This is a genomic window from Halorubrum sp. LN27, assembly GCF_016635065.1.
Lineage (GTDB): Archaea > Halobacteriota > Halobacteria > Halobacteriales > Haloferacaceae > Halorubrum > Halorubrum salipaludis.
This window is the reverse complement of the sequence record NZ_JAEPET010000001.1, coordinates 2,096,926-2,115,651: the sequence shown is the minus strand read 5'-3', so window position 1 is coordinate 2,115,651 and position 18,726 is coordinate 2,096,926. Positions and strand designations below refer to the sequence as shown.

The 18,726-nt window shown below is 56.8% G+C and carries 20 protein-coding genes and 1 pseudogene; 12 read left to right on the top strand and 9 right to left on the bottom strand.

What is annotated here, in order from left to right; all coding sequences use genetic code 11:
* Positions 1-5: 5 nt before the first annotated feature.
* The 9 genes and pseudogenes from JIN95_RS10310 to JIN95_RS10275 all read left to right on the top strand — a co-directional run bounded on the left by JIN95_RS10310 (position 6) and on the right by JIN95_RS10275 (position 6,474).
* A complete protein-coding gene (locus JIN95_RS10310) occupies positions 6-509 on the top strand; it encodes a type II toxin-antitoxin system VapC family toxin (protein WP_234699196.1) in 504 nt (167 codons plus the stop codon).
* Positions 490-615: pseudogene (locus JIN95_RS16315) on the top strand (RNA-guided endonuclease TnpB family protein); the annotation flags it as partial. The gene JIN95_RS10310 and the pseudogene JIN95_RS16315, both read left to right, overlap by 20 nt.
* A 253-nt stretch (positions 616-868) precedes the next feature.
* The gene (locus tag JIN95_RS10305) at positions 869-1,177 is read left to right on the top strand and encodes a hypothetical protein (RefSeq protein WP_200531390.1); all 309 of its coding nucleotides are present in this window, start codon (positions 869-871) and stop codon (positions 1,175-1,177) included.
* 553 nt (positions 1,178-1,730) lie between these two features.
* Positions 1,731-2,120: an IS200/IS605 family transposase gene (gene tnpA / locus JIN95_RS10300; RefSeq protein ID WP_200531389.1), complete on the top strand. Its 390-nt coding sequence runs from the start codon at positions 1,731-1,733 to the stop codon at positions 2,118-2,120.
* 2 nt (positions 2,121-2,122) lie between these two features.
* On the top strand, positions 2,123-3,295 hold the full coding sequence (locus tag JIN95_RS10295; protein WP_200531388.1) for an RNA-guided endonuclease TnpB family protein: 1,173 nt from the start codon (positions 2,123-2,125) through the stop codon (positions 3,293-3,295).
* A 55-nt stretch (positions 3,296-3,350) separates the two neighbouring features.
* Positions 3,351-4,769, top strand: coding sequence for an IS4 family transposase (locus JIN95_RS10290; RefSeq protein WP_200530274.1), 1,419 nt, complete (start codon positions 3,351-3,353; stop codon positions 4,767-4,769).
* Between the two features lie 455 nt (positions 4,770-5,224).
* Positions 5,225-5,560, top strand: a complete 336-nt coding sequence (locus tag JIN95_RS10285; protein ID WP_200531387.1) for a hypothetical protein — start codon at positions 5,225-5,227, stop codon at positions 5,558-5,560.
* A 108-nt stretch (positions 5,561-5,668) separates the two neighbouring features.
* Entirely contained in the window at positions 5,669-6,025 is a 357-nt protein-coding gene (locus JIN95_RS10280; protein WP_200531386.1) for an HTH domain-containing protein, read from the top strand.
* On the top strand, positions 6,022-6,474 hold the full coding sequence (locus JIN95_RS10275; RefSeq protein WP_200531385.1) for a PIN domain-containing protein: 453 nt from the start codon (positions 6,022-6,024) through the stop codon (positions 6,472-6,474). The genes JIN95_RS10280 and JIN95_RS10275 overlap by 4 nt, the downstream gene beginning before the upstream one ends.
* A gap of 279 nt (positions 6,475-6,753) precedes the next feature.
* Here JIN95_RS10275 and JIN95_RS10270 read toward each other — a convergent pair whose 3' ends face one another.
* On the bottom strand, positions 6,754-7,098 hold the full coding sequence (locus JIN95_RS10270) for a helix-turn-helix domain-containing protein (protein WP_200531384.1): 345 nt from the start codon (positions 7,096-7,098) through the stop codon (positions 6,754-6,756).
* Positions 7,099-7,192: 94 nt separating this feature from the next.
* Between JIN95_RS10270 and JIN95_RS10265 the strand changes: the two genes are divergently transcribed.
* Complete coding sequence (locus JIN95_RS10265) at positions 7,193-7,510, top strand: hypothetical protein (RefSeq protein ID WP_200531383.1); 318 nt, start codon at positions 7,193-7,195, stop codon at positions 7,508-7,510.
* A 270-nt stretch (positions 7,511-7,780) separates the two neighbouring features.
* Here the strand turns inward: JIN95_RS10265 and JIN95_RS10260 are convergent, their stop codons facing one another.
* The 6 genes from JIN95_RS10260 to JIN95_RS10235 all read right to left on the bottom strand — a co-directional run bounded on the left by JIN95_RS10260 (position 7,781) and on the right by JIN95_RS10235 (position 15,484).
* On the bottom strand, positions 7,781-8,131 hold the full coding sequence (locus tag JIN95_RS10260) for a type II toxin-antitoxin system PemK/MazF family toxin (protein WP_200531382.1): 351 nt from the start codon (positions 8,129-8,131) through the stop codon (positions 7,781-7,783).
* A 15-nt stretch (positions 8,132-8,146) separates the two neighbouring features.
* On the bottom strand, positions 8,147-8,416 hold the full coding sequence (locus JIN95_RS10255) for an AbrB/MazE/SpoVT family DNA-binding domain-containing protein (protein WP_200531381.1): 270 nt from the start codon (positions 8,414-8,416) through the stop codon (positions 8,147-8,149).
* Positions 8,417-8,551: 135 nt separating this feature from the next.
* On the bottom strand, positions 8,552-9,925 hold the full coding sequence (locus JIN95_RS10250; protein WP_200531380.1) for an ATP-binding protein: 1,374 nt from the start codon (positions 9,923-9,925) through the stop codon (positions 8,552-8,554).
* A gap of 264 nt (positions 9,926-10,189) precedes the next feature.
* Complete coding sequence (locus tag JIN95_RS10245) at positions 10,190-12,490, bottom strand: hypothetical protein (RefSeq protein ID WP_200531379.1); 2,301 nt, start codon at positions 12,488-12,490, stop codon at positions 10,190-10,192.
* Between the two features lie 443 nt (positions 12,491-12,933).
* Positions 12,934-14,991 carry a hypothetical protein gene (locus JIN95_RS10240; protein ID WP_200531378.1) on the bottom strand — a complete coding sequence of 686 codons (2,058 nt, stop codon included), beginning with the start codon at positions 14,989-14,991 and terminating at the stop codon, positions 12,934-12,936.
* A gap of 10 nt (positions 14,992-15,001) precedes the next feature.
* Positions 15,002-15,484 (bottom strand): hypothetical protein, encoded by a 483-nt coding sequence (locus tag JIN95_RS10235; protein WP_095636229.1) that lies wholly within the window; start codon positions 15,482-15,484, stop codon positions 15,002-15,004.
* 342 nt (positions 15,485-15,826) lie between these two features.
* Between JIN95_RS10235 and JIN95_RS10230 the strand changes: the two genes are divergently transcribed.
* Together JIN95_RS10230 and JIN95_RS10225 are read left to right on the top strand one after the other, a co-directional pair.
* Positions 15,827-16,588 carry a hypothetical protein gene (locus JIN95_RS10230; protein ID WP_144049610.1) on the top strand — a complete coding sequence of 254 codons (762 nt, stop codon included), beginning with the start codon at positions 15,827-15,829 and terminating at the stop codon, positions 16,586-16,588.
* A gap of 1,063 nt (positions 16,589-17,651) precedes the next feature.
* A complete protein-coding gene (locus tag JIN95_RS10225) occupies positions 17,652-17,930 on the top strand; it encodes a hypothetical protein (RefSeq protein WP_200531377.1) in 279 nt (92 codons plus the stop codon).
* A 124-nt stretch (positions 17,931-18,054) separates the two neighbouring features.
* Here the strand turns inward: JIN95_RS10225 and JIN95_RS10220 are convergent, their stop codons facing one another.
* Together JIN95_RS10220 and JIN95_RS10215 are read right to left on the bottom strand one after the other, a co-directional pair.
* Positions 18,055-18,324 (bottom strand): hypothetical protein, encoded by a 270-nt coding sequence (locus JIN95_RS10220; protein WP_200532169.1) that lies wholly within the window; start codon positions 18,322-18,324, stop codon positions 18,055-18,057.
* Positions 18,321-18,599, bottom strand: coding sequence for a ribbon-helix-helix domain-containing protein (locus tag JIN95_RS10215; RefSeq protein ID WP_200531376.1), 279 nt, complete (start codon positions 18,597-18,599; stop codon positions 18,321-18,323). The genes JIN95_RS10220 and JIN95_RS10215 overlap by 4 nt, the downstream gene beginning before the upstream one ends.
* Positions 18,600-18,726: the final 127 nt, after the last annotated feature.

Below are 18,726 nucleotides of genomic sequence, written 5' to 3'. Positions count from 1 at the left end.
CCCGAATGGCAGACCCAATCGAGACACCGATCGGAACGATCACAGCCGAGCATTTCCGGCCGGGCCACGTTCGACATGAAGTATTTGTTGGGCCGAAATTCCTCTACGCGCTGTTCAATCCCCGTGATCAGATGCACGCCGTCTCACGGGCGTTCATGACGTTCGTTCGTGACGGAGACCTTCCCTATCGCCGACTCATCGTGAACGATCATATCGTCGACGAGGCAGCGACACGGCTCAAAAAGAAGGCGTCGATGAAGAATGCGACCTCGTTTCTACAGACGCTCGATGAGAGTACCGTCTATAGATTTGAATCCGTTTCAGGGGATGTCCTCAGTGATGCCAAGACGACTTTCATCGACTGGACAGAGTTGGACGCTTCGTTCACTGACTTCGTCGTCGCTGCACACATGGAAAAACTGGAGGTCGATCATATCCTTACGTATGACCGCCACTACGATGCATTCGATTTAACAACTCTCCCGTACCAGGACTCAAATCGACGATAACTCTCACGGCGAAGATAGGAGTAACGGCTGTGTGGCACAGCCATCGGTACACCTGTTCGACCGCGAGATCGGGACGTTTCACACGAGAAAACCGGTCGTGTCGTAGATCGGCAAATATCCAACCTGCGGGACGGGAAGCCTCGCCGGTTCCGGCGAGGAGGATGTCAAAGCTGTCGTCACCATAGGTGACCTTCCCTTTGATGACGGTTCTGTTTCCTGTGCTCTGTTGACATCCTCCCCACGCTGAAGTGGGGGCTTTCTCCTTGAATCCAGTGAGTCGGCTCGTGACGCGAGAATTTGTACTGACATGGATGGCGCGTCACAACACATATTACGGTAGGAAGAAAAGATGGAGTAAGATGGCCACAAACAACGACAAAATCCAGTTCCGGGGGGAAACCGAGAAGAAGGCGACTCAAATTGTCGATCAGATGCGTCTTGGTGGGATTAACATTAGTGAGCTTGCTCGACAGGGTCTTCAAGAGAAACTCCGAGAAGTCCTCTCGGACGAAGAGAAGATCACCCTCCACCAACAATACAAGCAGGGAGAGCTTTCTGAAGAAGTTGCAGAGATCCTTCTTGGTGATTCCTTGGAAGAAATTAAGCGGGAGCGGGAGGCCTTTGAGGAGGCTGCGGAGCTTGATACGAGTGGCGTGTTCCAGAAGTGAAGATGGTGGATGATGCTATTCGCCATCCAGTTATAGAGAAGCGAGGAGAATACCTGCGGGTTTAGCCGCAGGATGAATCCGACAACAAGGGAACCAACTATCCTACTGATATCACAGTCCGAGTTTCTAATACATACATTCAAGTGACAAGAACCACTATACGCCGGTAAGGTCAGGTCGGAACAGAGCAGATTTCGAACGACCGTCGGAGGCGGCCTGCCCGCCCACGTAACGAGGCAGTATCCGAAAACGCCGACGTGGTGAACACAAACCCTTGAAGGATTTGCCTCGTGCCCGTCGGCCCGAGCAAGCCACGATAACTCTGAGTCCGTCGACGTGTCAGCGACTCCCTGCTGGCAAAAACAACAGATGGGAGTCACCGACACCGAGGATAGGAGTAACAGCCGCTTGGCACGGCGAGACAGCCACCGACCACGACGACTGGGTGAGACGCGAACTCCCGTGAAGTGGCGGCGTCCATGGTTGCAAATCTGAAACTCCCACCGCTCGGGATTCCTCCGCCTTCAGGCGGAGGAGGATGTCAACTAATCGTATGCCACGGGGGTATAGTCGAGAGCGAACGTCGGTTCACAACCTCCACTATCACTTCGTGTGGTGCCCGAAGTACCGCAAGTCGGTGCTGACCGACGAGGTTGCCGACCGTCTTGAACAACTCGTAGAAGAGAAAGCCGGCGAACTTGACCTCAATATCCTCCGCCTGGCAATCCAGCCCGACCACGTACACCTGTTCATCACAGGTAACCCGAAACTTGCCCCGAACAAAATCATCCAGCAGGTCAAGGGCTACACCTCGCGGAACCTCCGCGACGAGTTCGACTTCGGCCTCCCCACGCTGTGGACACGTTCGTACTTCGTCTCCTCAGCAGGAGAGGTGTCGAGTCAGACCATCGAAGAGTACATCGAAGCACAGACCGGACGATAACGATGCATCGAGAAGTCACCACCACGGTACGGGTCAAACTCCACTCGCTCACTGAGCGGAAAGCCAAACTCATCGAACGCGAGTACGGCGCGTTCCAAGATGCCGTTCACGGTGACGACGATACGAACCTCTACTCCGCCACCAAACAACAGGCGAGCAAAGTTCGGTCGAACAAGAATCCGCGAGAAGACACCGAACAGCCTGTCGTTCTCCGGAACGACTGCATCACCATCGAACACGACGAAGACACGGTTCTCTCGTCGTTGTGGTTCAAACTCCCCGTCTACAACCCCGAGAAGGAACGCGGGGATAGCATCTGGGTTCCCGTCTACGTCCCCGAGAAGGACACGCACCTCCTCGAAGACGAGTACATCCGCGACTCGGAACTGGTTCATCGAGATGGCGAGTGGTATGTCCATCTCGTCTGCAAGCGGTCTGTGGCCGTTGCAGACGAATACGGTGACGTTCTCGCCGTCGATATGGGTGCGAAGTGGATCGCTGTCAGCACGTTCCTTTCCGACCGCGACACGGAGTTCCACGGTGCGGAAGTCCGCCGCGTCCGCGAACACTACAAGCAACTCCGGAAGAACATCGGGAAGGCGAAGGTACGTTCGGGAGCGCAGGTCATCGAGCGTCTCGGTGATAAGGAGTCGCGAACGGTCGAACACGAGCTGCATCAGGTGGCAAACGACCTCGTCGCCCGCGCTCGGGAGCGCAACGCCGTCATCGTGTTCGGCGATATGACCGGATTGCGTTTCGACAACGATGAGGGCCGGTACGTGAACGACAAAATCCACAAGATGCCATACGCGAAGATGGCGAACATCCTCACGTACAAAGCCCATCTTGACGGGCGAGAGTGCCTCCCTGTGAACGAGTACGACACTTCTGTGACGTGCTGGCGGTGTGGGTCGCAGAACACATCGCGGGAAGTGCAGGGGCGTGTCGAGTGCCACGACTGTGGACTGGACGATAACGCCGACAAGAATGGCGCGACGAACATCGGCAAACGAGCCGTCGGTAAGAACATTCAGAGTCCGCTATCGACGGTGGGGGCTGTTGTGACTCAGCCCGGAACGCAGGTCGTACTCAAGGGAACCAACGGTGAGATGGAACCTGCGAACTCCCCAGAAGACGTGGGCCTAACCCTCAGTGAGGGAAGCCCACGACTTTAGTCCTGTCTCTTACCCACAACTCCTATCGCTGTAGTTCGCCGAGAAAGAGGCCAAGATGCAGAGTGGTTCACAGAACCGGCGGTCTGACGTAGACGATGAGAGTGAGCGATGTGAGACAGATGTCTCTGGCAAGGTTCGTGAGGAGTTCCAGTCTGCTGAGTTTGGTGACCAACGGCTTACGAAGCGATTGATAGAGGTCGGAGATCGGCTCGGCAGGGCACCTGCCGAGTCGATCCCAAACGCGTGCGAAGACTGGGCCTCCACAAAGGCTACGTACCGATTTTGCGACAACGAGCGTGTGGATCCGAACGAGATTCTTGATGCACATAAGCGAGCACAACGGTCACGAGTGCAGGACAACGACGAGCTCTTGGTCGTCTCCGACACCACTGAACTCGTCTTTCCGAGACATCCGTCGAAGGAAGGGCTTGGCGACATCGGCAACTCCAAGACAGATCTTGAAGGCGTCAAAGTTCACTCGACGATTGGACTTGATCCACAGACTCACCGCATGACGGGGGTCATCGATCAGCAATCGCTGATCGAGGACCAGCAAGCCAGCACGAAGCACGATGCGAATGGAAAGAACGATCCAGTCGAATTAGAGAGTGAACAGGAAAAATGGATTCGGGGAGATAGACAAGCCAGCGACTGGCTTGCCGAGGAGGTTCGGCCGATATTCATCCACGACCGAGGAGCTGACGCATTTGCCTTCTACCGCGAAGTTACAGACGACTTGGACGCTGGATTCGTCGTCCGTGCGAATCAGAACCGGTGTATTCAGACGCCGTCCGGAACGGACGGCCGTCTGATTGACTGGAGTGAAGACCTTCTTGAACAAGGTCGCACGTCTATCGAGATTGACCAAGGGAGCGGAAGAGAGGCCAGAGAAGCTGAGCTACTCGTCAAAGCCGGTTCATGTGAGTTACTCCCTCCAAAGAACGATTCAACTCATACGGATCCAGTTGAGGTAAACGTCGTACGAATCGACGAACTTGGAGAACAAGATGACCCGATTCAGTGGGTGTTACTCACCACTGAATCGGTCGATACGTTCAGTGATTCGCTGAGGGTGGTAGAGTCCTACCGCGCCCGGTGGACGATCGAAGACTGGCACAAGGTGCTGAAAACTGGATGCCGAATCGAGGAACGCCGGCTAGAAACATGGGAACGTATGGAGGTCTTGTTGAGTGTCTACTCGGTAATTGCGTGGAAGGTGCTGGAGTTGCGGGAACTTGCTCGGGGAGAGACATACTACTCACCTGATGTCCTCCTGAGCGAGACTGAACGGTCAATTCTGGAAACGAAATTTCCAGAATTGACCGACAATGGGGATCAAGCGTACGCAATTGCGGTTGCGAAGATCGGTGGCTACCTTGACCGAAGTTCCGATCCACCGCCTGGTTGGGAGACGATGTGGAAAGGTCTCAAGAAACTTCAGACCTGGGCGGAGGGATACGAACTGCACTCCTGAGACTTATGGGTAAGAGACAGGACTTTAGTCGTGGGAGAAGTCACTAGACGAAGGGAAGTGTACTGTAGCGGAGTTTTGTCAGGCCTGTGGCGAGATGCTTCGAGGGGAAGGCTGGACAGGGTATCAAGCGATTCAGGCGGCATGGGAAGCGATCCCGGTCGATTGCTCGCAGTATCTCCCGAACGATCTACTTCCATGAATACTTTTGAATCACGATCCGACAAACGGGCGGTGGCTCGAGAAGACGGTCGCTGAAGCCCTCGAAGAGTGGGGGGTCTCACACGGCGCGCAACGAGTATCTCTTCGGGCTCGAAACCGACGTGATCGCCCGACGAGTCCCCCCACGCGATGAGCCGGACGACTTCATCGTCGCAGAATGCAAAGACTGGCAGACGACCCTGGTCGGCCGTGAGGCCGTCGAAGCCATCTCGCATCAAGCCGCACTCGCTCGGGCAATGCTCGTCTTGGTCGTCGCCTGGGGCGTGACCACCCCAGCATGGATGCTCGCTCAACGACTCGACATCCGCATCTGCACCATCGGTGACTTGTCCAAAGACTCACTCCCACCGTTGACCGAACACCGGCCACCCACCGGAACCCTACACACCCGCCGGGAACCACGCGTGAGTGAGCTTCGAGATCGGATTCCAGATCTGTTGAGACGACACAGCGATCTCGACGTCGAGGCGCCGGTGTTCGTCGGTGCTGGAAGAGGCCTGTGTTACGTCTCCGACCGGACGGGGAACGGAAAGTACGTCAATGCGTACGACAGCAACTACGACTTCGGGTGAGTGGACGTAGTCCGGGACGTTCACTCTCTCAGCATAATTCAGTCGTGTGTGGCGTTCCCGTATTGGATACACCACAAGGACTATCTGCTCGTAGAGAGTATGTGTGGTATGAGCAAGGACGAACGAGAGGACTCCGGCCGATACGCCGAGACGGTCACGGTCGAAGCTGTATTCGATGTCTTCGAGAGAGTCAAGGGACCTGCCGTTACCTCAGGGGACATCGCTGAGGCGCTCGATTGCTCTCGGGAGACCGCGCGTCGAAAGCTTCACACGCTCGAAGAGCAGGGACGGATCGCCAGCCGAGAGACGGCAGGCCGGATCGTGTGGTGGATCGTCGATGATCGAGCGCCGGTACGTGGGATCGATCCGGACGATCCGTTCTGGGAGTTTGAACCCGGTGCGTCGGGAGAGTCGGACATTTCCGAACGCGTCGATGATGTCCTGTACGGGCAAGAGTCGGCATGAGCGAGATGGGTGCAACGCCCCTGTTCGTCGATACCGGCGCGTTCTACGCACGAGCTGATGAAGATGATACGCATCACGCGGATGCGATCCGGCTTTTCGGTGGGATTCGATCTGGTGAGTTCCCCTACCGACCGATATATACATCTCAGGCTGTGCTCTCCGAGTTCGCAACGTTGGCGCTGTATAAGCTAGGACACGACACCGCCACGAGAGCACTGACTGCGATCCGCGACTCACAGAGCGTGAACGTGGTTCCGGTCAGCAACCACACGTTTGCGACCGCCGCAGCACAGTTTTCAAACTACGATGACCAGCAGATCTCATTCGTGGACCATACGACTGGCGTCCTCGCTGACGAACGTGACGTCGAACATGTCTTCGCTTTTGACGGCGATTTTCGGACGCTTGGGTTCTCTCTCGTCCCTGGCGACGTGAACATACCCGATTGATACCACCGCGACGTGTTCTCCGAGTCTACCTGTTTTTGCTGGTACATGTACAGCTGTCGTCGCCACAGGTGACCTTCTCTTTGACGACGGTTCCGTTTCCTGTGCTATCGGGCTCGTCGACGGGCTCGACAGTCTCGGGAAGATTGTTGATATCGATCAATTGTTGGTGGTGCCTGATGAGCGCCCCAACATAGCTTTGTATCTCCTGGAATGTCTCCGAATCCTGTTTCGGGAGCCCTCTAGAAACGCTCCAAGTCAACAGCTACAGATCAGACTCGTTCACTCGCCGCTCGCGTTCAGTGCACTATTCAACTCGAAAAGTTCCTGTACGACGTTGCTTTTGGCGACTCGGTACCGCCGAGGAGACGAGTTCGGGATCTCTTCGACAATATCAGTTTCCAGCAGGAGGTCGGTATACTTGCTTACCGTCTGCCGGGTCACGCCAGCGTGATCCGCGAGTTCCGTCTTGGTGAATTCTCGCCCCGGTGGAAGGGTGAGGATGGCGTCGAGGAGGATCGGGACGCTCTCATGCTGGAAGAGATAGAGGACGCCGCTCGGATTCTCTAAGCGGGCCTCTTTGGTGTCTTTCTCCACTGCCGGGTGCTTCGGCGGTGACTCGCTCATGTTACTACTTTACCGGTCAACACACAAAGTGGTTTCCCTAGACGTGAACACGCGTTAACGTACCCTTATCAGAACGGCACGAAAAGAGAGCGATATGCGCAAGCCGTCAGTGAAATGTGCCCTCCTCGCAGCGATGGTAGCCGAGCATCGTTGGGGATCGCCCATCATCGAAGAGAATCTCCTCTCTGTCGCGGCCATTGAGTCGAGTGACTATCCTACCGCCAGCGACGTCTGCGACGATCTGCGTTCTGAGCCCTATATCACCAACCGCGGGAACCGAGGGATCGAACTCGACAACAGCGACTTCGGCCAGCTGGCCGACGTCCTCTACCACGAATGTGAGTGGGAGCGCTTCGAGATTAAGATCCGTCTAAGGCACTATGAGGGCTGGGAGAACCACGACTGGGCCTGACCGTGTTCGGAAAGATCTCTACAGAGTTCGAGGCACTTGCCTTGTTCATCTGTAGAGAACTCCGCGTGAGCGAGCTTCGAGATGGGATGCCAGATCTGTTGTACCGACGGAGTGGCCTCAACATCGAGTCACCAGTGGTCGTTGGTGCTGGTCGAGGCCCGTGTTACGTCCCTGAGCGAACGGGAAATGATGCGTACGATAGCGACTACGACTTCGGGTGAATAGTTGCCGATTGTGTAGCCTAAACTACATACTGATGAAAATTTTCGCTCAAATGCCGAGGCTGTCTTTGATTGCCGAGTCGATTTTCGCCATCTCTGATGACGGGACAGATCCAATATTCTTTTTCACACGTTCGTCGATGTCGACAACCCGGATTTGGCTAAGATCTGCCACTGAATCGTGATCGAGTGCAGTATCCGAAGCCAGTACTTCCACTTCAAACGGGTACGTGTCTCCGGACATGTACTGCTTTGTGAATGGAGCGATGATTGTTGTTGGTGAGTACTGATTCCCAACATCGTTCTGGATGACAATACAGGGCCGGCTCTTTCCTTGCTGCTCGCTCCCTTTCGTGGGATTCAGTTCAACGATGACAACGTCGCCGCGGCGTACCTGCACACTTGACTCCAGAATTCACTCGCTCCAGCCGGGCGCGTCACCGAGATGCCCGGTTGCTTCTGCGGATGCTTCTTCCATTTCTTCAGCCAACTCACGAGACCGCTCGGCCCTCTTTCGATATCCTTCAGCAAGCCGTTCCTCATCTGTCGGCGGTTTGAGTATGATCTCGTCATTCACTTCAACGAATTCAACTTCATCACCGCCTTCGATGCCACGACGATCCCGTAGTTCCTTCGGAATCGTCACCTGTCCCCGTTCTCCGACTTTCCGTTTGTGTTCGGGCATACATATTCATACTTTTTTCATACTGATATAGATATCGGTGGCGTGATCGTTCAATTCGCAGGCTCTTGACATCCTCCCTGTGCTGAAGCGCGAGGGTTCCCACGGCACCGCGCCGCTGGGTAGGGATATTGTGGTTCACTCGAACAGGGAAGTGAGCTCGTCCAACCCATACAGGTACAACGTGGGATGCTCGTCGGCGACGGCCCACAGCTCGTCGGTGAACCCGGCACGCGAAAAGAGGACATACTTCACGTCCCGATCGTCGCCGTGCCATCGAACCGCTGACTCGAGTGCTGTGAGCTCATCGAATAACGAGCGACCGACGGGCGTTGACGTCCACTTACACTCGCCGAGCAACAGCGTGTCCGTGTGTTGGTTGAGTCCGACAACATCGATCTCCTCACCGTCATACCACCAGCGACCGACACGCGAGCAGGACACAGGAAACGCAGACGTCTGAACCGCCTGTTGACACACGGTCTCGAAGGTTCGACTCGTATGTGTCGGGAGTGTCTCGGCGATTGCCGCCCGGACCGGTTCGGTCTGTCCCTGCTCGAGCGTTCCCTGATTCGGTGCCACGTACCGGAACCAGAACCGAAGGAAATCATCGGTCAGGTGATAGAGTCCACGACCGTCCGGATCTGTAACTGGGTGCTCCTGCTCGAGGATCGCTAACTGTGTGAGGTTCTTGAGATACCGGGAGAGACTGCTTGCATCCTTGTCGATCTCGGTAGCGATCTCGGTGACGCGGGTCGCACCACCGGCGATTGCTTCGAGGATCGCCATGTAGGTCGCAGGCTCACGAAGCTCCTGTCGAAGCAGGAATTCTGGCTCCTCATAGAGAAACGCGCCTTTTGAGAGAATGGCCTGCTCGATGTTCTCGAAGAGGCTCCGATCTGTATCGAACTGCTCGAGATACGCAGGAACACCTCCCAAAACACTGTAGATCTGGATCTGCGTCTGTATGTCGTCGTTCGGAAAGAATGCACGGACGTCTGTGAACGACAACGGCGCAAGCTCCCACTGTCCGGTACGGCGACCGTACAGTGGGCTCTCGTAGCTCAATACGCCCTCTTCCATCATCGAGATCGACGATCCCAACAGCACGAGCGAGATCTCCGTCTCAGCGAGGACGTCGTCGACGATCGTCTGAAACACCGACGGGATGGTCTCATCATCTGCAACGAGGTACGAAAACTCGTCTAGTGCAATAACGCACGGTCCGTTGACGCGATCCGCGAGATATTGAAACGCCTCTGCGAAATCGTCCACATCTGGGGAAACGTCATCAAACGCTTCGGCACACTGGACCGCAAAACGCCGCGCGTTGTGACGCGAGCCACGCTGGTCACACAGATAGTATATCGACGTCACGTTCAGATTCTTGAGTGCAGTGGTCACCAGCGTGGTTTTGCCGACTCGTCGGCGACCATAGAGGACGAGAAGCTGTCGGTCCTCCTGAGAAAGGTGAGACGTAAGCCACTCCAGTTCATTCTCTCTGTTGATCATTATGTGTGCGATAATATGATCGCGTTCATAATAGGTGTTCGGGTGAGACGCAGCGAGCAACCACGTGCCTTGGCCAGTGACTTCCGGCTCCACGCTCGACGTTCGGCGGCGACGTGCTCACAGTCATCGGTACAGTAGCGTGAACTACTTCGTCTACTCAGCCGCTGGTGCGGCTTTGGTGAGGGTGTCGTCAGAACTCTCCGAGTTCTGACTGCTCACACCACAGTCCCGAAGGACCAGTTGGCGTGGTCCAGCGGGAGAGCGTCATTCCTCGTCTACTTCATCACCATCGATGAACGCGAGGTCCGGTGAGTACACCTCCTCCGTGAAGATGAGCCGTCGATTCTCAAGCCGCTTGTTACGGGTGTCCGAGGCGTCGATCTCAAAGGAGTCAGAACAGGCGTTTACCGCTCGTCCGAACCACGTTTCGCTCGGCTCTTTGAGGTCGGTTTGGGCTCGATACCACTCAAGGAACCGCGACCGGAGCAGCGTCATCGAAATCGAATCCCCAGGAGACTCGACCGTTACCTGCTCGAGGAACGACTTGACGGCCGCCTCATAGCGTCCTGCGTGGCTCTTCCGGTACCGGGTTGCCCACGACGGGGTGTACTCGTACTCGATGAACTCGTTGCCCGACTGGTAGTGAACCGTCGTATTCGACAAGTAGTGCCAGTGAGTCAGTGGGAACGGCTTTCGAACCTTGGTGCGGTCGCCAATTGCGGCCCGCTTTGTCGGCTGTTCACGAATGACCTCGCCGTTCGACGACTCGAGCACGTAGGATGACCCATGCTTGCGGACCCGTGGGAGGTCATACGCATATGTATCCACACTTGCCGCAGCGGGCCCTGACGCGACGACCGTGCCATTGACGAGTAGCTCTCGAATATCTTCAGGGAGGTGACGCCATCGTGCCTCAGTGACTCCGTCAGGCAAGATGTGCGTGACACCCTCTTCCGGGGTGACGACAGCGTCGAGATTATATTCAATGACGCCCTTGTCGTCGGCATCCTTGATGGGCTCCGGAAGTGGTCCCATTCTGGTCGCATCGTTGAGATTCTCGAATTTTCGCCTGGCGCTTTTTTCTGACGCGGTGACGATGACGACGGGATACCCCGCGTGGGCGCCACGAGCGAGATTCGTCAGCAGTTGCGATGGTTTCGTGTCGTTTTCGATCTCGATTTCGTGACAGTAGATCTGGCCGTTGTATTTGCTGACGATGTCTGGACGCGATTCGTCGTCAAACACCGTTTGTTGAGTTGGATCGGTTCCCTCGAAGTTGTGATCGACATCCAGCTGGTCGATTGCGAGTATCTTGTGTCCGTTTCGGAGGAGATACGAGACCCACTCGGAGACTAGCTCTTGGTGCGGCTCGGACTCTTCGTGCGTATTCTCGAGTTCGCGTTTCGGGTCGTCTGGGTGTTCGGTGCCGTAGCTCTGTCGCGTACTCGCTGCGCGATCGCCGAGTTTGTGGACAGTTATGCCGTGGGCGGCTGCGGTTGCGGATCCATCCCACAACGAATGCTCGAAGAACTCCGGGATGGCGACGTGAAAGTGAAGCAGATCGCGTTTATCCATCCGGAAGACACCGTAGCAGTTGAACAGCTCTCGGTACCGCGAGTCAGGATTCATCCGGGCGTTCAGTAGCGCATGGTACTCGGACAGCCCTGATTTTAGCTCTCGGGCTGTTGTTTTCCGGCCGCTCATCTCGCCGAGTAACTCAATGGGCTGAGCATATGCCGCATCACGAGCATTTCTGCGGTGCGATTCAACTGGTAGGTCGAAGTTGTCGATGATGTCTTTATTGTCGAAATACGAACTCAGCCGGAAGTCTGGGTCGACCGTTTCAGCGAACGTCTCAATATCGGCCTCCCTGATGATGCCGTTTCCAGTGCCGAAGACGACGAGTCGAGATGTTCCAAGATAATCATATGATTTCCCGTCTGCGACGTGCGTCGTAATGGTGCTACAATCATAGGGGACGCCGCGGTCATTCAGCGTCGTGACCAGCTCATACATCGCACTCCGCTGTGAGACATCGATACGCGTGAAGCTGACATTCTCTGTCAAGAGGAGTCGCGACGTTGGTCGTGGTAACAGTCCGAGCGGTGTCAAGTCGAGATCGACGATCTGTGCCTTGATACTCGCCGGTGTATTCTCTTCAATAATACGCCGCATTTTCTCAGCGATCGTGGCCGGTGCCCGTCCAGTGGTGGTTGGGACTGCATCAGCAGTCTCGGCCCATCCGTTAAGATCGCGGCCAGCGCCCAGCGCCTTCTGTCGGGCTCGCTTGTGATTTCGGTCATCTGTGTACCCGATGAAAAAGTGCTCCTGTTGGGATTCACCAGGGGTGATTTTGAACTCGACAGCGTCGAGCGCTGTAATATCGGTGGAGAGTTTTTCGCGAACGCCATCGAGCGGGATCGTCGTCTGCGGGCGGTCTGCTGGATTATTCTGCCCATCAAAGACGAGTCGGATCGCTGCTATCCGGCCTGGCCCGCTCTGGGACGGCCGGTCAGCTTCCCGGACATACGGGCCCCGAACTGATGGGGGAATTTCTGTTGACATGTGTGGTACGTTGCTTATGAACCGAAGTTAGACGGCGTCGGTCTCGCCGTGGGCCCAGACCAGTGACTGTTCCAGTACTGGAACTTGCCAGTCACAGGCCTGAAGCCCAAGTCGTTCGTCCGTGTCGATTGTCTTCGCACAATACGCGGTGGCAGTTGGCACCGGATTGGCGCTCGTGGTGGCCCCTGACAGTCGAAGTGAGACTGACGCCAGACGTCGGGTGGATCACGTGCGGAGATCGCCGTCAGCAGTTCTTTGTGGCTATCAGCCACCACGATCGTCACCGGCCAGCCCGACTGGGCACGCTTGCCAGCAATGATGAGCCGGATCAGACCCGCTCGCCTGGAATCGCAGTGTATTCGATGGGTGTTGTACGCTCGGTCCGGAGCGCGCATCGAACGTGTTTGGTTTCGTGTCATGGGTGTGGTTGGGTATTCATGAGATTACAGCGCGTCAGTACGGGCATTCACGCGATCTAGCGAGCAGCCCCCCATCGGGACGCGCCAGTCGCGGCCGTTGAGTGCCGTGATGTCCCCGGCCGGGCCCGTTCTCGGTGAGATTCGCGCTGGCAGCCGGAGGGCCAGCATCGCCTCTGGGGGCATCTGACAGTCGATTTGGTCGTGGAGCCAGCCGTCTAGGACCTGGTTGAACTGTGTAGCGCCCGTGCCCGTACTCTGGACCGTGTAGGTGGAGACGAACGTCTGGATCGCCGTTTGCAGATCCGTGGCGGGCGCGGTCGACTGTGACCACTGGGTGTCCGGCCGGTGTGCGTAGAGCCGGTGGCCGTCTCGGTAGCTGACGGTGACAAGGCCGCGGAACGTCGGCCAGACCGACCCCACTGGGCGTGAGACACCCACATACTCCTCGGTACACTCAGCTACCGAGTCGAAGGTGTCCGTCCGCCCGTCCGGCCGCGAGACGCGGATCTGGTCGCCATCACCGGAGAATCGTGGAAGCACAAACGAGAGCTCCGTCAGCGGTGTCGAGAGCGACCCCTCCGCCAAAACCTCGCCTCCGGAGACCAGTCGCTTGGTGCTCTCGGGGCTCACCTGCCAGGTCGGCGTCGGGCTCGACTGAGACCGGACGAACACCCCGCCAGTGCCGTCCGGAATCAGATCCGGAACCGTGTACAAGACGGTGTGGCCGGTTTCGAGGACGCGGTCATACGGAACCGCAAGCACCTGGCCGGCCCACGCTGCCGCCGACGGCGACGGGGTGACGACGAGGAGCTGCTCTCCGGCTCGGACCGCGCGGTTCGCGACCATGAGGAGTTCACCCGCCGTCGAGACGGCCGGGTCGGCAGGTGAAGCCGACGGGTCGACGATCACCACCGGCGCGGCCTCCCCGTAGGGACTGCCCCGAAGATGCGGGGAGCCACGGGAGCGATCCTCGACGGGTGTGACGGTCGGTGTCTGTTCACGACACCACTGCTCGACCCACGCGCGCAGCGAGGCCGGCGGCGCCGATCGGCTCTGAGTCGGCCGCTTCGAGCGCGGCGGCGAGGCGACGGCCTCACGGAGCGTCTCGACCGGCTCGAACGCCGGGACAGAGCGCGCGCCGCCACCACGGATCGGCGTTCCCGTATACAGTGGCACGACCGCAAGCAGGTCTGCCAGCGTCGACGTCGACACCGTCAGTGTGGGCTCAACATCGAGCGGATCGTACAGCGCCGGGTCGCGTCGCCCAGAGAGGAGGTTGTCGTACGCTCGGGTTCCAGAAGCGAGCGTCAGTGCACGCCGCGCCGTCGGCGACGCCTGTACGAACTCTTCGAGCTCGCCTTGGGGTAGCTGTCCCGCCTTCCGGACATGTAAGACAGCGGTCTCGCTCAGCGAGCGAAGCGGCGACTGACGGGTCTCCCAGTACGACTGTACCAGTGCTCGACTCGACCGGTACCCCGCAGGAAGTTCCGTCGCGAGCGCATCTCTCGCGGGTTCTGTGACGGCTGCGGTGAGTGCTCGCCGGCCGAGCGGTGCTGCGCGGAATGAATCACTCGCAACTCGACAGACGCCGGTAAACCGGCCGTCACGCCGGCGTGAGCACAACAGCTGGCCCACTGTCCCGACAGCATGCGAGTCGTTAGCCTCCACGACCGCTCGGAACAGATTCCCAAGTGATCCCGTCGCTCCCGCGTCGCGAACGACGCGCGCGGTTGGCAGGGGGGCCGTTCCGAGAGCGCTAAGATCATACGGCCCGCGCGCAAGGCCGATCCAGTCCGGAAGCCTCGCTTCGAGCTCGACAGCGAGTCGATCGAGGACAGCGGATGTATTCGGCTGTTGAGCAGCTGGGTCAGTAAACACCACTTGGGTGTAGCCGTCTTGGGTCACGACGAGCGTCTCGAACGAATCACCACGATCCACCGCCGCATCAAGCGCCGCTGCACACTCGTCGCCGAACGTCCGCTCAAGCTGATACCGCCGCTCGGTCAGCCCAGGCGGCGTAATTTCGAGCGCGTCGCCCCGTTCATAGCGGGCGTCTCGCCGTTCGTTTGGGAAATGTGTCATGGGAGGCTGGTTACTCCGGACGCACTCCTGTGACCCACGTCCGGTCGACGAGCCCATGCCGGTCCGACTCGATGTCGCATATCGAGAGCAGCCGGCCGATCCAGGTGAGGGCGATCGACTCGCCGGTCAGGTTCCGGTACCAGCGGTTGAACATGTCCGCCAGCTCCGCATTCCGAATTGATTCGCCCGCTGTTGACGTTGTGAAGGCCTCCACAAATTGTTCGACGGCCCGCTCGTCGCAGGGGTGCGGTGAACGAGAGACCTCGACGATCGGAAGTTGCCGGAGGAGGCCGTACTCGGCATAATGAATCCGGACTTCCGTTTCGAGTCCTGCCGGGTGCGTTTTGAGAGAGTCTGCGACCGTAGCCGCGGTGAGCATGTCCAGACAGCAAGGCTCGACCCGTTCGATATCAGACTCAGTCACGAGCGCGAGTACTTCCTCGTGGGCGTCTCTGTTGATCGCGTGATTTTCGACCGTCGTCTCTGTTTCCACCCGGATATACCCCGGACAAAGGGGCGCATGCAGGTGTGGTTGGTTCCGACCGCCGTTCGGTCGAGACAGTCTGTGCGTGGTGGCCGATAGGTCGTCGGTTGGTTTCCGTTTCATCCAGTATACCATCCGGAGGGGAGGGAGTTGGTCGTATCTCTGACGGCGGTTCAAAAATTCGCTACCGAAAAGAGTTTATAAACAATTATATACTACATAATAGATTTCTGATGAATATGAGTAGAGATATAGCGGAAATGGATGCGGATCGTTTCTGGGATATTTCAGTTCAAATGCCTGAACAAACGCAATAAAGACTATAACACCACGATCAGAGTTTAGTTGTACGTGAAGATGAGGCAGAAGCTCAATATCAAAAAACCCCATAATGCCGCGAATACGGATATCTATGCGAGCACCGATCGAACGCTGATCGAGGACTATAATCGATCGCTTGACAAGACCAGTGAGATAGACCAGGAACAGGCCTATTTATGTCCCGATAGCTCGCTTCGAACACGACTGGTTAAATACTCCCGATCAGTCGTACCTGCAATCGTGTTTAATTCGATTCAGCATGATGCTGCCCGTATACGGGGTGAGAAGATATCTGAAGTGGAGGTCTACCCCATTAGTACGCTGGTCACACTCTATCCAAGGAACTGTTCGCCAAAGACAATGCGCCCAGCAGTAAAGTTTCTCGATAAGGTTGGCTTGTTGAAACGGACATCAAACACGTGTGGATACCAGATGACAACCCGAGAGATTGGACCAGTATACAGAGAATTAGCTGACAATCCAGATGGCACCGAGACAACCTTTCAGAACTTCGAGAAGCGGGCGGTGAGTTCTATTCCCGGAATTCTCTTCTCGAGAGCGGCACTCCGGTCGTGGGTCCAGAGACGCTTCTACCGTGAACATATTACTGGTGGGTTACTTGTGGTGCTGGCTGTGGTGACAATGTATTACTTAGCGAATCGTGTCGGAGCGACCGGTGCTCTCTCCACTGTAGATATTGGGGTCGCCGCGTTGCTGACGTGGGTTGGGCTCGTCGGTATGATTGCCCTTGTGATCGGTGTCGGACGACGGCTATTTTCAGCGATGTTTTGATCCTCGATCGAACGCTTGATGCGAGAGGAAGACCACGGGATCGTCGTCTTATCTGTAATAACATATATATTATACTTGTGCTACTACCTATCTTCATATCTACTACACATACTACCCTATTCTTCTGTGTGTCCGGCCCAATTGTAGGGTGTACACAGGACATGCTACTACATACTAAACCGCATGACGTGGCGGGGGCACACTAGCATGTCCCGAGTGAATATAATAATAAGAACAGCCCAACCAAGTTGGATGTCACAGACGACAGTGCCCGACGGCTCTCACGGAGGAACAAATATCAGTATACAATGATGTTCTGGGATAGAACCCGCTCAGATTCCGCACGAGAGACAGGATCCAGAAACCCATTGTCGGATATCGATCCACCTCCACTTTTCGAAGGGCGATCAATGGGGGCGACCGATGTCTGGATCGCCGTCGCATCGGGTCCGGAAGAGATATGTCTGATTTCAGATGATATCAAGAGTTTCGAGAGGTGGTCTCGGAACGGTGAGAGCCCCCGTTCATCTGGTGGGGTGCAAAGCGATGTCGTGGCGACGCTCCAACGCAAGCCCAGGTGGATATCCTGGGGTGTATAGAGGAGACCGGGTTCGGATCGCCTCTCTCGTGTCAGGAGTTGCGCGAGTGCCGCTGGATCCGATCCGGTGATCGATGGCTGGTCCCGTTAGGGCTGACTGATCTTCTAGCCTCCTCACCTCCGTGTTGGCCGACGGCAACCCACAGGCGTCGCCGCATCCGCTACCGCATGGCCTCATTATTGTTATTACCACTCGGTGGCTGGTAGTGTGTCTCCCCCCCGTCTGGGGAGTTAGTGTCTGATAGGGGGTATCGATCACATACTATATCGCCCGAAAACACACACTAGCAGGCCGTAGCATGTGTTTGAAGAGCGATGGATACACCGGTGTCTCGTGAGTTTTGGTGCCGCTCGGCGACGTGAGTTCTGGCGCAGTTCGCCGTGAGTATGGGCCAGGAAGCCACGAGAGTGGTTTATATACCCCGATGGGGGTGAAGGTCGGAGAAACCCCGGCCGAAGAATCCCATGACCGAGACAGCAACTCCAGTTGAGCCAGTATCGATGGCGACAGTCGCGATCGCAGACGGCGGCACTGCAGCCGAAGAGATCCAGTCGGACCCGTGTTTCACGATCGAAATCGAGTGCGAGGACGCCACGCGACGTCGCTACCGATTCGAACCGCGACAGGAGCGTCCAGGGTGGTGGCGCTCTGTCGACGAATGGACCGGGACGAGCTGGGAGTGCCACGATCGAGAGTGCGTCCGCTCGGTCTCGCTCACCGTCGACGGAGGCTCCATCATCTGAGTACGGAAGCGACGAGAGTACTAGACACCAACTCACAGACCCGCTTTTTGTTCCCCGATTCGCTCGAGTACCGCTTGTCCGCCAAACGCATTACCATCACATGGCTCATGAGCCACGAGACGCGCTATTTTTTAACTAATTTATAAAAATCTGAGCAATCACTTATATAATCACATCCAGCCAAACGGCTTGTTTCGGGAAGATCTCCTAAGTCAGCTTTAAGCTTCTGATGGGGCGCGCCTGCGAGCGGTTCGAGGTGGTCTGTCGGCTCTCGCCATTGATCGGTGACGACTTCCTCAAGCTTCGAGATGATCCGGTCGCGAGCGTATTCGTCGAGTGCGTCCAGCTGTCGCTTCGACCGATCAGTGAGCTTCCAGTCCCACTCCTCGTTCATCGCTCACTCGTATCTTCACGTCCGTACTCCGCTTTGATCTCCTCGCTGGAGTGTGTTCGACCTTCCTGAATGTCGAGCTCGCTCGCAGCGATCGCCTTGAGATCAGCACGGTTGAACTCGGGATGTTTCACCGCGTCACGAAGTACGTCGCGAACGAACTCGCTACGGCTATTGTATCCTAACTCTTCCCACGTTGCGTCGACGTCGGAGAGAAACGTCTCCGTTATGCGGATGTTGACCGTCGTTTTCTCGGGCGGCGAACTGGCTTCGGACATGCGTTTGTGTTGAAATTGTGTAGCAATAACGGTTACGCCAAATCAGACGTTGTCGAGAATTCCCCGCTGCTGTTGACGCTGTAAGAGCCAAACCTCACCCGCGTACGCCGATCCGATCGCCACCTGT

Coding starts and splice junctions, on each gene's coding strand:
- JIN95_RS10310 (WP_234699196.1), top strand. CDS start 6: ATGGCAGACCCAATCGAGACACCGATCGGAACGATCACAGCCGAGCAT.
- JIN95_RS10305 (WP_200531390.1), top strand. CDS start 869: ATGGCCACAAACAACGACAAAATCCAGTTCCGGGGGGAAACCGAGAAG.
- tnpA (WP_200531389.1), top strand. CDS start 1,731: ATGCCACGGGGGTATAGTCGAGAGCGAACGTCGGTTCACAACCTCCAC.
- JIN95_RS10295 (WP_200531388.1), top strand. CDS start 2,123: ATGCATCGAGAAGTCACCACCACGGTACGGGTCAAACTCCACTCGCTC.
- JIN95_RS10290 (WP_200530274.1), top strand. CDS start 3,351: ATGCAGAGTGGTTCACAGAACCGGCGGTCTGACGTAGACGATGAGAGT.
- JIN95_RS10285 (WP_200531387.1), top strand. CDS start 5,225: ATGCTCGTCTTGGTCGTCGCCTGGGGCGTGACCACCCCAGCATGGATG.
- JIN95_RS10280 (WP_200531386.1), top strand. CDS start 5,669: ATGAGCAAGGACGAACGAGAGGACTCCGGCCGATACGCCGAGACGGTC.
- JIN95_RS10275 (WP_200531385.1), top strand. CDS start 6,022: ATGAGCGAGATGGGTGCAACGCCCCTGTTCGTCGATACCGGCGCGTTC.
- JIN95_RS10270 (WP_200531384.1), bottom strand. CDS start 7,098: ATGAGCGAGTCACCGCCGAAGCACCCGGCAGTGGAGAAAGACACCAAA.
- JIN95_RS10265 (WP_200531383.1), top strand. CDS start 7,193: ATGCGCAAGCCGTCAGTGAAATGTGCCCTCCTCGCAGCGATGGTAGCC.
- JIN95_RS10255 (WP_200531381.1), bottom strand. CDS start 8,416: ATGCCCGAACACAAACGGAAAGTCGGAGAACGGGGACAGGTGACGATT.
- JIN95_RS10250 (WP_200531380.1), bottom strand. CDS start 9,925: ATGATCAACAGAGAGAATGAACTGGAGTGGCTTACGTCTCACCTTTCT.
- JIN95_RS10245 (WP_200531379.1), bottom strand. CDS start 12,490: ATGTCAACAGAAATTCCCCCATCAGTTCGGGGCCCGTATGTCCGGGAA.
- JIN95_RS10240 (WP_200531378.1), bottom strand. CDS start 14,991: ATGACACATTTCCCAAACGAACGGCGAGACGCCCGCTATGAACGGGGC.
- JIN95_RS10225 (WP_200531377.1), top strand. CDS start 17,652: ATGACCGAGACAGCAACTCCAGTTGAGCCAGTATCGATGGCGACAGTC.
- JIN95_RS10220 (WP_200532169.1), bottom strand. CDS start 18,324: ATGAACGAGGAGTGGGACTGGAAGCTCACTGATCGGTCGAAGCGACAG.
- JIN95_RS10215 (WP_200531376.1), bottom strand. CDS start 18,599: ATGTCCGAAGCCAGTTCGCCGCCCGAGAAAACGACGGTCAACATCCGC.